Source organism: Azoarcus indigens, from assembly GCF_004361735.1.
Taxonomy (GTDB): domain Bacteria; phylum Pseudomonadota; class Gammaproteobacteria; order Burkholderiales; family Rhodocyclaceae; genus Azoarcus; species Azoarcus indigens.
The window spans coordinates 51,688-61,567 of the sequence record NZ_SNVV01000012.1 but is presented as its reverse complement, the minus strand read 5'-3'; the positions used below and the strand labels follow the sequence as shown (position 1 = coordinate 61,567).

General features: G+C 63.7%; 12 protein-coding genes and 1 tRNA gene. 2 read left to right on the top strand and 11 right to left on the bottom strand.

All coding sequences use genetic code 11. From position 1 onward, the window contains the following. Positions 1–62: 62 nt before the first annotated feature. From C7389_RS14515 to C7389_RS14505, 3 genes are all read right to left on the bottom strand, one after another. Positions 63–347 carry a hypothetical protein gene (locus tag C7389_RS14515; RefSeq protein WP_133592703.1) on the bottom strand — a complete coding sequence of 95 codons (285 nt, stop codon included), beginning with the start codon at positions 345–347 and terminating at the stop codon, positions 63–65. A gap of 147 nt (positions 348–494) precedes the next feature. After that, the gene (locus C7389_RS14510; RefSeq protein ID WP_133592701.1) at positions 495–983 is read right to left on the bottom strand and encodes a DUF7931 domain-containing protein; all 489 of its coding nucleotides are present in this window, start codon (positions 981–983) and stop codon (positions 495–497) included. A gap of 18 nt (positions 984–1,001) precedes the next feature. Then, entirely contained in the window at positions 1,002–2,117 is a 1,116-nt protein-coding gene (locus C7389_RS14505) for a cupin domain-containing protein (protein WP_133592699.1), read from the bottom strand. Positions 2,118–2,207: 90 nt separating this feature from the next. Here C7389_RS14505 and rlmD point away from each other — a divergent pair, with 90 nt between their 5' ends. Continuing rightward, the gene (gene rlmD, locus C7389_RS14500; protein ID WP_133592696.1) at positions 2,208–3,509 is read left to right on the top strand and encodes a 23S rRNA (uracil(1939)-C(5))-methyltransferase RlmD; all 1,302 of its coding nucleotides are present in this window, start codon (positions 2,208–2,210) and stop codon (positions 3,507–3,509) included. A gap of 91 nt (positions 3,510–3,600) precedes the next feature. Next, positions 3,601–3,690 (top strand) — tRNA-Ser (locus C7389_RS14495). 60 nt (positions 3,691–3,750) lie between these two features. On the opposite strand, the gene C7389_RS14490 is transcribed toward C7389_RS14495, so the two are convergent. From C7389_RS14490 to C7389_RS14455, 8 genes are all read right to left on the bottom strand, one after another. Further along, the gene (locus C7389_RS14490) at positions 3,751–5,037 is read right to left on the bottom strand and encodes a site-specific integrase (RefSeq protein WP_133592694.1); all 1,287 of its coding nucleotides are present in this window, start codon (positions 5,035–5,037) and stop codon (positions 3,751–3,753) included. Further along, positions 4,947–5,144 (bottom strand): hypothetical protein, encoded by a 198-nt coding sequence (locus C7389_RS14485; protein ID WP_133592692.1) that lies wholly within the window; start codon positions 5,142–5,144, stop codon positions 4,947–4,949. Before C7389_RS14485 ends, C7389_RS14490 begins: the two co-directional genes overlap by 91 nt. A 274-nt stretch (positions 5,145–5,418) precedes the next feature. Further along, entirely contained in the window at positions 5,419–6,066 is a 648-nt protein-coding gene (locus tag C7389_RS14480; RefSeq protein ID WP_133592690.1) for an ASCH domain-containing protein, read from the bottom strand. Continuing rightward, positions 6,063–6,404: a hypothetical protein gene (locus C7389_RS14475; protein WP_133592687.1), complete on the bottom strand. Its 342-nt coding sequence runs from the start codon at positions 6,402–6,404 to the stop codon at positions 6,063–6,065. The genes C7389_RS14480 and C7389_RS14475 overlap by 4 nt, the downstream gene beginning before the upstream one ends. Beyond that, the gene (locus tag C7389_RS14470; protein ID WP_133592685.1) at positions 6,401–7,324 is read right to left on the bottom strand and encodes a hypothetical protein; all 924 of its coding nucleotides are present in this window, start codon (positions 7,322–7,324) and stop codon (positions 6,401–6,403) included. The genes C7389_RS14475 and C7389_RS14470 overlap by 4 nt, the downstream gene beginning before the upstream one ends. Then, positions 7,321–8,370 (bottom strand): hypothetical protein, encoded by a 1,050-nt coding sequence (locus tag C7389_RS14465; protein WP_133592683.1) that lies wholly within the window; start codon positions 8,368–8,370, stop codon positions 7,321–7,323. The genes C7389_RS14470 and C7389_RS14465 overlap by 4 nt, the downstream gene beginning before the upstream one ends. After that, on the bottom strand, positions 8,367–8,972 hold the full coding sequence (locus C7389_RS14460; protein WP_133592681.1) for a 3'-5' exonuclease: 606 nt from the start codon (positions 8,970–8,972) through the stop codon (positions 8,367–8,369). The genes C7389_RS14465 and C7389_RS14460 overlap by 4 nt, the downstream gene beginning before the upstream one ends. Continuing rightward, positions 8,969–9,880: a recombination-associated protein RdgC gene (locus tag C7389_RS14455; RefSeq protein WP_133592679.1), complete on the bottom strand. Its 912-nt coding sequence runs from the start codon at positions 9,878–9,880 to the stop codon at positions 8,969–8,971. Before C7389_RS14455 ends, C7389_RS14460 begins: the two co-directional genes overlap by 4 nt.

The window sequence follows — 9,880 nt, the reverse complement described above, 5'->3', positions numbered from 1 at the left end:
AGCCACTCCGGAAATGAAAAAGCCGGCAGAGCCGGCTTTTTTGCTTCAGGGGCGCCAGAGTATTACTTGGCGGCGTCCTTGGCAGCGTCAGCGTTTTCCTGGGCGGCGTCCTTGGCGGCTTCGGCGGACTCGGCAGCGCCAGCAGCTTCGGCGGCGCCTTCCTTGGCGGCGTCAGCAGCTTCCTTGGCAGCGTCGGCGGCGCCCTGAGCGGCGTCGGCAGGCGCGGCGGGAGCCGGAGCGGCTTGTTCAGCCGGAGCGGGGGCGGGAGCGGGAGCCGGCTCTTCCTTCTTGCCGCAAGCGGAAACGGCGAGGGCGACCAGGGCGGCGATGAGAAGAGATTGCTTCATGTTCTTTTTTCCTTGTCGATGGGGTGAAGACAGCAGACGTCCGAGAAATAGCCAAGAAACCTTAGCACCGGACGAGTGCGGATCGTAGCATGGCGGGTTTGACCCAGCCACCGAATTGGTGCATCGCAATGATACCGGCTGGGCTCATCAAAGCCCAAGCGGGGTACCGGTTGGCCCAGGTTGGGAACGCATCCAAATTGTTTCAAATTGTGCAATGTGCCGTGCCGGTGCATTGCGCGCATCGAGTTCGCACCGTCCGCGTGCCATGTCTTCCTGAAAGCGCAGGAGCAGCCGTTTTCCGTCAGCGATCATGAAGGCTTGCTCTGGCAGGGGCTCGGCCGGAGCAAGCTTGACGAGGATCCTGTGGCCATAGGTTGCGACGAGGTTCACCAGACGAGGCTGTTCGCGTTCCAGAGGCCCGGCGTCTTTCAACAGGATACGGACGGCGTCGTGCCGGCTGCTGCGCAGGGCAAGGTCTTGCAGTGCCCGAACGCCTGCGAGGCTGGACAGCCCGGTGGCGCTCAGATCCGGATCGTAGATGCACAGGCTGCTCTCCACGGAGGCGAGCAGTTGGAGGACGGCTGCGCGGTAGTCGGCCCAGTTGTCGAAACTGAATGCCTCGTCTGTAGTGGCCATGCCATCCTCCAGGCCGAATTAGCCGCGGGGTGCGCCGAAGCCGTCGCAGTACCAGTCGTACAGCACATGCAGCAAGGCGACGGGGTAGTTGCCTGGCTCCAGTTGGCGGTGATGTGCCAGGACCTTCAGTTCCGCAGGCTCCTCGCCGGCTTCATGCAGTTTCTCGCCGTTCAGGTAGAAGCCGGTTTCAGACCACAGCAGCAGGGTGCGGGCATTCAGCCGGTAGCCCTTGCTCTGCACCGCTTGGTCGAAGCGCTTTCTGCTAAGCGGAGCTTCAGGCGGATCGAAGAAGATCTGGGGCTTGGGTTCGGTCAGGTAGTGGCCGATGAAATCGGCCACGTCCTGCCGGCTCCAGCGGATGCGCTCCAGCATGGTGGCGATGCGGTCCACCATGGTGGTCGAGATCTCCGCGGAGTTCTCGTGCAACTGCAGGTCGGGATCCTGATAGATGCCCTCCAGCGTCAACCTGTCCTGCATCCAGCCGAGGAATTCAGCACCTAGCTCGGAGGCGGTGGGAGAGCGGAAGCCAATGGAGTAGGTGGTGCATTCGCCGATGGCGATGCCGTTGTGGGCCCAGTGGGGCGGCAGGTAGAGCATGTCGCCCGGCTCCAGCACCCAGTCTTGCGCGGGCTGGAAGTTCTTGAGGATGCGCAGTGGTGCGCCCTCGACCAGGCTGCGATCCTCCTGATCGGCGATCTGCCAGCGGCGCTGGCCGCAGCCCTGCAGCAGGAAGACGTCGTAGTTGTCGAAATGGGGGCCGACGCCGCCGCCGTCTACCGCATAGCTCACCATCAGGTCGTCCAGGCGCGCCTGGGGGATGAAATCGAAGCGGTGCAGCAGTTCGTCGCCGGCCGGCAGCCACAGGTTCAGGCCCTGGACGAGGACTGTCCACGGGGTGCGCTTGCCGCGCAGGCGGCTGCGGCGCTGCGGTCCATGTTCCACTGTCCATTCGACATTGTCGTGGCGGATGTAGCGGGACTCGACGTCTGGGTTGCAGGCGAGGTCGAAGAGGGCGTCGTGCGCCAGCAGGCCGGTGAAACCGGGAATGGCCTGGCGGACGAGCAGCGGTTTCTTTTGCCAGTATTCCTCTAGAAACTGGCGGGGCGAGAGGCCCCCGAGCAGGGTCGTGATCATGGCTGCGGATTATAAAGGCGGGTGCCTGCACGGACCCGTCGGCAGCAGGGTTTGACGCTAAAATCGCGCCTTTTCCCGAAGGACTGCCCCATGCCGACCGCCCTCATCGAATCGCTGGATCACGAGGGCCGCGGCGTCGCCCATGCGGATGGCAAGGTGCTGTTCATCGAGGGCGCGCTGCCGGGCGAGGAGGTCGAATACGCGGTGCTCAAGAGCCGGCCGAACTACGCGCAGGCGGAAGCCGTCCGCATTCTCAGGGCGAGCGCGCAGCGGGTGGCGCCACCCTGTCCGCACTTCGGCGTCTGCGGCGGCTGCGCGATGCAGCACCTGGACCCGCTGGCACAGACCGCGGCCAAGCAGCGGGTGCTGGAGGACGCTTTCTGGCACGTCGGCCGGGTGAAGCCCGAGACTGTGCTGCCGCCCATCCACGGCATGCCCTGGGCCTACCGCCAGCGGGCGCGCCTGGGGGTGCGGCGGGTGCCGAGCAAGGGCGGCGTGCTGATCGGCTTTCATGAGCGGCGTTCCAGCTACATCGCCGATCTGCTGTCCTGCAAGGTAATGCCACCGCAACTGTCGGCGATGCTGCCGGCGCTGCATGCGCTGGTCGAGCGGCTGTCGATTCCGGATCGCTTGCCGCAGATCGAGATCGCGGTGGGCGACGAGGCGACGGTGCTGGTCTTCCGCAACCTATTGCGTTTCACCGAGGCGGATCACCGCCAGTTCGCTGCGTTCGCGGAGGCCCACGGCGTACAGGTGTGGGAGCAGCCCGGCGGCCCGGAAACGGCAGCCTTGCTGTATCCGTCGGGCGCGCCCGGCCTCAGTTATTCACTGCCGGAATTCGGTGTGACGCTGGACTTTCGACCTACCGACTTCACCCAGGTGAACGCCCATACCAACCGCCTGCTGATCCGCCGCGCCCTGCAACTGCTGACGCCGCAGCCCGGTGAGCGCATTGCCGACCTGTTCTGCGGCATAGGCAACTTCAGTCTGCCGATTGCGCGCAGTGGTGCCCATGTGATTGGCGTCGAGGGCAGCGATGCACTGGTTGAGCGGGCCTGCGCCAATGCGCGCCGCAATGGGCTGGAGGACCGCAGCGAGTTCCACGCCGCAAACCTGTTCGAGGCGACGGAGGACAGCCTCGCGGCCCTCGGCAGGCTGGACAAGATGCTGATCGATCCGCCGCGCGAAGGCGCGGTGGCTGTGGTGAAGGGCTTGGGCGAGCAGCAACTGCCGCGGCGCATCGTCTATGTCTCCTGTAACCCGGCCACGCTGGCGCGTGACGCCGCCATCCTGGTGCGGGAGAAAGGGTACGCGCTGCGCTCGGCCGGTATCGCCAACATGTTTCCGCAGACCGCGCACGTCGAATCGGTGGCGCTGTTCGAGCTCGCCTGAGCAGGGCCGGGCGAGGAAAGGCGGGAGCGGCAGTGTTATACTGCGCGCCTTCCCGGAAGTGGAATCATCTCCGCGGTCCTGACCGATTCCAGGGGGTTTGGGTGAGCGGTTTAAACCAGCAGTCTTGAAAACTGCCGAGGCTTTGCGGCCTCCGTGAGTTCGAATCTCACAGCCCCCGCCAAATTACGGCATTCCTAAAATGCCTACGCCGACCTTAAAGCCTTGCGGCGGCTGCATTTACCTAGGCGACCCTACCTTTCTTCTGTCCAGCTAAGGCTGGTTTGGGCGGGTTTGAGTGCCCCAAATCTGCCCCAAATTCCGAGTAGTCGCCCCTCAGGACGATTCCATCCGGCTGCTTGATGTACCTGCCGTAGTGGCGGCGGACCATCTCGACGGTGGTGTGCCCCAGCAGCTTCGCGACCAGAAGTTCAGCCTCGCCGGTCATCAAGAGCCGGCTCGCGAAGGTGTGACGTGTCTGGTACGGATTTCTGTACCGAATCCCAGCCTTGCGCAGGATGATCGTCCATCTGTCTCTGATGACCCGCTCATTGCTCCACCGCTGGCCGGTGCGCGGATTCAGGAAGACATAGCCGCCCGTCTTCGCGGAAAGCAATTCGCTCGCCGGACGCATGGCATCCAAGGCGGCTTTGGCTGCCGGTAGAATTGGGATGTCGCGCTCGGTGTCGGTTTTCGTCGTCTTCTCGACAGTGCCGTACTCCCCGGACACAACGTTGTCCTGGACGTGCAAGGTATTGGTGGCCCATGAGACGTGCTGCCATTTGAATGCGATGAGCTCGCCGGTTCGCATCCCGGCCCCAAACGCGAATTGGAAGAAGGCTCGCTCTTCGACGGTCGGGCAGGCATCGAGAATCGCGGCTATCTCAAGATCGGAGAATGGGTCGATCTTCTCCTCTTGGGCCGCCTTGCGCTTCCGTGGCAGCAGGGTGCGCAGTTTGATCGGCGCGAGCGGATTGCTTGCGATTATCCCGTCGGTGGCGGCTTGCGAGAGAACGACTGAGAGCACGCTGACACAACTGCGCACGCTCTTGGGGGCCAACTCGGAAGCGAGGTCGAGGATCCATGCGCGAAGCTCGGGGGGCGTGATCTCGTCTGCAATCCGATCCCCGAACTTCGGCTTGATCCTGGCTTTCGTCCAGCGAGCGTAGCTGCCGATGGACGATGGGGAGAGGGCATCTGCGCGACGCACCGCTGCCAGGTGTTCATCCATCAGCTCGCCGACCGTCAACTTCGGGCGTACCGCATGTACACCGGCAAGGCGGGCGTGCTTCGATCCGGGGAAGGCCTTCGCATAATCGAAGGTACCGCGCTCGATTGCGTTCAGCACTTCGCCACGCAGGCGATTGGCGTACTTGATGTTTGCGGGCGTGACCGGGATGTCGAGAGTCTCCCGACGGCGTGCGCCTTGGTAGTAGAAGGTTATGCGAATCCGCTTCCCGCGCGCGCCTTCCCTGATTTCAACGCCTTCACCGGCACTGACACTTCCACGTGGGGACTGTTTTCGATCCATTCATCTGCCGCCGAGAGATTGATCCAGAGGGTGCGCTGGCCAGTGCGCTTGTAGTGTTTGCCGGCCGCCCAGATCCCCTCGCGGATGCGCTCGTAGATGGTGTTCATGGGCTCGCCGGATATCTCGGAGTATTTCTCTGCGCGAATCCAGGTAATAGGTAGCGCGTGCATTTTATGCCTCTCGCTTGTTTGCGGTCCGTTGCTCAATAGTTCTTGCCTCCCGCTGTTTCCGCCGAACATCCTGCAGCTTTAGATGAGCGCGACGATGGTAGGAACAGTGGCCGGGCGCGGCCGGCGGCCGGCGGGTGGAGCTCTGCGGGCGGCCTTGGCTGCGGCGCGACGCTCGGCGCGCGAGGGCTGGCCCGGTTGAGCGGGGGAAGGGCTACGCATTGTCAATCCTCCGGAACTCAACAACCCAGACCCAGGGGTTTGTATCCCAGCTGCCGGGGCCGTTGATTTCCTCCCACAGAGCTTTGTATGCCGCGCGAGCTGTCGGCCAGAGCACGCACTCTCCGTCGTCCTGCTTGTGAGTGTATCCATCGCACACAGGGAAACCGTCATCCGGTACGAACGGATAGCAGTTGATCCCCTCTTTCAGCGAATCCGCGTCGCCGATGTCCTGCAGGCGCTCGACGCGCACGGCGATGATCTCCAGCGTGATGCGGCTCAGGTTGCGCGGCATGTGGATGCTGGGCTTCCAACCCTCGCCCGGCCGCGACTCGGGGAAGTCTGCGCGGTAAGCCGTGTGCGCGGGCCGGCACGGGATGCTGACGCCGGCTTCCCAGCAGTAGTCGGCCGGCTGGTGCATGAACGCCTCGCGCACCCACAGCCGGTCGCCTGCCTCGCCGTATGGGCAATCTCGCATCAGCCATCCGTGGTTGCCGGGGTCAAGCACGTATTCGTCGGACCACGATCCATCCAGCAGGCTCGGGTCCCTCCCCGGCTTGGCTACACGGCGGGTCTGCGTCTTCCGCCCGGACAGGATGGCGCGCACCATCGGCCCGCTGAACAGGATTGGGCGCTCTTTCATGCCACACCTCCCGCCAACGCAAACACCGTCACGTCATGCCGCCCCACGCGCCGGACGCCGACCTTCGCTACGCGCCCACGGCTCACCAGCGAGACGAGCGCGCCGCTGATTTCGTCGCCCGAGTAGTGCTTCAGGCGCCCGACCAGATCGGCCCGCGTCGCCGGGCCTTCAGCCAGCGCGGCGAGGATGCGAGCTGCGAGCGTGATGCGCTCTTCGGGGAGGCCGTCGAGGGTCTCGTCTTCGGCCGCCTGGTGCTCGAACGTGACGAGGCGCGCGGCGCCCGCCGGCGGCAGGAATGGCCGGGCGTGGCCGAGGAGCATTGCGATGTTGGGGGTCATGCGGCACCTCCCTGCTTGGCGACAGGTGCGTCTGCGTAGTACCTAATTTGGCTGTTCCGAGAAACTTTTGGCTGCATGGAGCTCGGAGGGCTTACCTTGAATACTGTCCCTCCAATCTCAACAACCTGGGCTCCTCGAAGAAACGCCGTGACGTCGACATCGGTTCCGTTTCGCATCCGGCGCCTGTGAGATTCGACCAAGTGCAGGATCGGACGCTTTCGCCCGGTCGAGGTCATGGGCAGGCTTCGCGCATACAGGAGCGATTTGATCTCTTCCTGCATGCATCCAAGATGGGCGCGGGCTTCTTTTTCTTGTGCTGTAATTGTCCAGCAATGGCGCCTGTCTGCCAGAAGAACGAGTCCGCAAAATCCATGACACATTTGCATTTTCCAAGACGCGACTTGACCATCTGCTGAAACTCGCCATTCAGGGTGGCGCCAAGAGCAGGTAAATAATTCACCATCTTTCGCAACTGAGAAATAATTCTTATCGCCAGATACTCCATTATCATCTGCGCTCATCACGGTGAGCTCATATAGCTGTCCGGCACCCTCCCTTTCCCAGTGCCGCGGAAGTCGTGTAACTTTTCGCAGTAGGTGAATTAGGAAGTACCCGTTGTAGACACTCGGATCATTGCTGCCTTGTTGTGGGTTCTTGCCGGCAATGGCGCCAAATTCTGGAAGTGGATCGTTTTCTACATCGAATGCCAGCTTCTGCGACGATGCAGGAAGAATTACTCGAGAATTCGACGGAATATAAGGGCCAATTTTCTTCACAAACTGAAGTTCAGATTCCGTTATGGCAAGCCATTTAGGCAAGTTCCTTTGCTTGCGGATCTTCGATTCAAAGCATGCAATCAGGGCTGCAGCAACCGTGTCCTCGAAGTCTTCTTCATTCCAGAAGTCGTCCGGGGCACTCATTTCGCCTCCCTCCATTCCGCGCCGCGGCGAGCCTCGCCAACCGGGATCAGCGCAAATACCTGCGCCCGCTGCGCGCCGCTGCGAATAGCCGCCATCGCCGCCTCGCGCGCCCTCTCCGGATTGTTAATCCGGCGCGGCTTGTGTTTGCTCGCGGCCAGGATGTAGCCCGCCGCGGCTTCCATCACATCGACCGCCTCCTCGGCCGGCTCCTCTCGCTGCGACTGCGCCAGCTGTGCGAGCCGCTGCACGCGCTCTACGACATGGCCAACCGGAATCCCCGCGTCCATGCAGGTGCGGTGGATCTCGCTGATGGCTTGCTCGTAGCTGTCGTGGCGCTCCTTAAGAACGGCGTATTGGCGCACCGTCTCGTCGCGCTCGCCGCGTAGCAGGTTGATGCGCTCGATGGCCATGCCGGGGCTGCTCACGTCGAGCGCCTTTTCCATCTCGTGCTCCCAGGCGAGCACGTCCTGCCGGTGCGCATCGCCGAGCTTCATGGCCGTGGCGATATGCTCAGCCAGGTCGCCAAGCATTATCCGACCCTGCGGGTCGCCCACTGCTTCGCGGATGTCCGCAATCACATTCAACAGCGACATGCAGTCTTGCTCGGCGGCGTCCGTCCGCAGTTTCTCGGCGGTTGCCCACTTGACAGGGTTGAAGCCGACGACATCCGGGTCGTATTTCGGAGCCGGGATCTCGTCACCCGCAGCCGGGGCCGCTCGATCAGCAGCCTCCGGCGCGGTAACGGCAGCGCCCTCAACGGGGGAGTCGTGGGATGTCGATGCGCTGCTGCCGGTGTTTTCACCCACCTCCGGCTGGGGCGCCCCGTTGCTGGGGCGTGAGGCAATCAGTCCGTAGCGGCCGTCGTAGCGGCCGCGGCCGGGGATGTGTTCGAGCTGGCCGAGGTTTGCGAGCTGGCGCAGGGCAGAGCGCACGTCCTTTTCGTCCAGGCCGGTTCTCTGCCGGAGCTGGGGGACGGTCATCATTCCGGGCGCGGCCTGCAGGGCGGCTTCGACTGTGGTGGCTTGGGTGTTGTCGCGGGCGTTCATGCTGCCACCTTCTGGTCCAGTATCGCGAAGTAGATGTCCCGGCAGGCCATGACATCTGCCATCGCGCTGTGTGCGTTCTGCAGCGCCAGGCCAGTGAAGTGGCGGTATGCCTCACTCAGGTTCGGCGTTTTGAATTTTGTGAAGCCGGCCTTGACCATCTTGTCGGTGGGTGGGATTTGGCAGATGGGCGTCGCCAGGCGGGCCGTGCATTCGGTCGCTGCGCCCTTCCAGGCGTCGAGATCGCCGCAATCGAATCGGTGTTGGGCGATTCGAATGATGCGGGCGTCGAACTGCTCGTTATGGCCGATACGCACGCCGGCGCAGCCCCATAGGTCCAGGAACAAACCAAGCGCGATGCTCTCGGACACGCCGACGGCCGTGGCTTGCTCGGTGGTGATGCCGTGCACCGTGGCCACGTCGTCAGGAATCGTCCAGCCGAGCGGGCGCACGATCACATCCATGCTGGCGATGGTTTCGCGCGAATGGGGATCGACGAGGAGCGCTGCCAACTGAACGAGATGCGGTTGATGTGCGGCTTCGGACGGCGCCTTGAAGTCAGGAAGCCCGGTGGTTTCGGTGTCGTAGAAGAAGATGGGTTTCATGTCGCGACCTCCGCCTTGACCTCGCCGCCCAGCGCCTCCACCACCGCCGGCAGCAGGCGGGCCAGTTCGCCAGTCATCAGGGCGAACTCAGCATTGAACAGGGCCTCGGCATCCTCCGCGCCGCCCTCGATCTGGTCGCGCACCACGTCCAGGAAGTCCAGGCGCTTGATTTCCAGCTTCTCGGTGAGCACGAAGCTGATGCGGTCATCGAAGGTCAGGGCGAGGCGAGTAGGCAGCTTGCCGGCCTTCAGGTGGCCCTTCACCTCGTCGCCCTCCAGCGAGTGGCGCACGTAGCGCACGGCGGCCTTGTCCTCGGTCACAGCCCGGACTTCGCAGTCGCGGTCAATGGTGAAGCTGGGCGGCGCCTCGTCGCCGGCCAGCCAGTCGGCCATCGCGGAGACGGGCGACAGCTCGGTGCGCAGCAGGGCCAGTGGGAAGCTGTCCAGGCTCTGGCGCAGCATCTCCAGCACGTCCTCGGCGCGCGCGGGGCTGGAGGCATCCACCGCCAGCCAACCATTGGCCGGATCGATCCAGGCGTAGACCTTGCGGCGGCGGGTGAAGGCGCGCGGCAGCAGCTCCTGGGTGATCTGCTCGCGCAGGTCCTTCAGCTGCTTGCGGCCCAGCTTGTAGCCCTGCTGCTCGGCGATTTCCTCGGCGCGTTCATCGGCCACCTGCTTGACCACGGAGGAGGGCAGCAGCTTCGATTCCGTTTGGAGGCAGATCAGCCACTGGCCGCCGACGTTATGCACGAGGAGGTCGGTGGAGGCGGGCGCGACCCAGCCACGGGTTTCCATGTCTTGGCTGCCGCAGGGCTGGAAGGCTTTCTTTGCCAGTTGCTCTTGGAGCTGCTCGGCAGTCATCGCCCAGGGGGCGGGCAGGCGGTAGGGTTGGAGGTTCTTGAAGTACAT

Coding starts and splice junctions, on each gene's coding strand:
- C7389_RS14515 (WP_133592703.1), bottom strand. CDS start 347: ATGAAGCAATCTCTTCTCATCGCCGCCCTGGTCGCCCTCGCCGTTTCC.
- C7389_RS14510 (WP_133592701.1), bottom strand. CDS start 983: ATGGCCACTACAGACGAGGCATTCAGTTTCGACAACTGGGCCGACTAC.
- C7389_RS14505 (WP_133592699.1), bottom strand. CDS start 2,117: ATGATCACGACCCTGCTCGGGGGCCTCTCGCCCCGCCAGTTTCTAGAG.
- rlmD (WP_133592696.1), top strand. CDS start 2,208: ATGCCGACCGCCCTCATCGAATCGCTGGATCACGAGGGCCGCGGCGTC.
- C7389_RS14490 (WP_133592694.1), bottom strand. CDS start 5,037: ATGGATCGAAAACAGTCCCCACGTGGAAGTGTCAGTGCCGGTGAAGGC.
- C7389_RS14485 (WP_133592692.1), bottom strand. CDS start 5,144: ATGAACACCATCTACGAGCGCATCCGCGAGGGGATCTGGGCGGCCGGC.
- C7389_RS14480 (WP_133592690.1), bottom strand. CDS start 6,066: ATGAAAGAGCGCCCAATCCTGTTCAGCGGGCCGATGGTGCGCGCCATC.
- C7389_RS14475 (WP_133592687.1), bottom strand. CDS start 6,404: ATGACCCCCAACATCGCAATGCTCCTCGGCCACGCCCGGCCATTCCTG.
- C7389_RS14470 (WP_133592685.1), bottom strand. CDS start 7,324: ATGAGTGCCCCGGACGACTTCTGGAATGAAGAAGACTTCGAGGACACG.
- C7389_RS14465 (WP_133592683.1), bottom strand. CDS start 8,370: ATGAACGCCCGCGACAACACCCAAGCCACCACAGTCGAAGCCGCCCTG.
- C7389_RS14460 (WP_133592681.1), bottom strand. CDS start 8,972: ATGAAACCCATCTTCTTCTACGACACCGAAACCACCGGGCTTCCTGAC.
- C7389_RS14455 (WP_133592679.1), bottom strand. CDS start 9,880: ATGTACTTCAAGAACCTCCAACCCTACCGCCTGCCCGCCCCCTGGGCG.